Source organism: Halobellus sp. Atlit-38R (genome assembly GCF_003665925.1).
GTDB classification, from domain to species: Archaea; Halobacteriota; Halobacteria; order Halobacteriales; family Haloferacaceae; genus Haloquadratum; species Haloquadratum inordinatus.
Genome location: NZ_QXIJ01000092.1, coordinates 1 through 682, shown reverse-complemented (window position 1 = coordinate 682; position 682 = coordinate 1). Strand labels below are relative to the sequence as shown.

The window sequence follows — 682 nt, the reverse complement described above, 5'->3', positions numbered from 1 at the left end:
CCACTGGTACATGTTCAATAGCTTCGTGCTCGGTATCACGACGACCGTACTCGTGTTGCTCATCGCAAGCCTCGCGGGCTACGTCTTCGGACGCCTCCGCTTCCCCGGGAAGGGCGTGCTGATGCTCGGCATCCTCGCCATCAGCTACTTCCCGCCGGCGGCGTTCCTCATCCCGCTTTTCGAGCTGTTCACCGGGAACACGGCGATTAGCATCGGGATGGTGACGATATCGACGCCGGACCTGTTCAACACGCCGGCACCGATGGTGTTCCCGTTCAGCGCGCTGTTCCTGCCGCTGTCGATATTCATCCTCACGACCTTCTACGGGCAGATTCCCGACGGGTTGGAGGACGCGGCACGGGTGGAGGGAACGACCCGACTGGGCGCGCTATTCCGCGTCATCGTGCCGCTTTCAGCACCCGGCGTGGCGACCGCGGGCGTCCTCACGTTCATCAGCGTCTACAACGAGTACTTTTTCAGCTCGATTATGGCGACGTCACCCGAAGCGTCCAAGTGGTCGCCGATTGTCGGCGGGATTCTCAGCTACCAGACTCAGTACACGACGCAGTACAACCTCATGGCCGCAGCGAGTGTTGTGGGGGTCATCCCCGTCGTCGTCCTCGTCATCATCGCACAGGAACGCATCGTCAGCGGACTGACCGCAGGAGCACTTAAAGAATAA

At 60.9% G+C, this 682-nt stretch carries 1 protein-coding gene; it reads left to right on the top strand.

Translation table 11 applies throughout. From position 1 onward, the window contains the following. The coding region (locus tag D3D02_RS18265) for a carbohydrate ABC transporter permease (RefSeq protein WP_147435713.1) at nucleotides 1-682 on the top strand (682 nt) is incomplete at its 5' end.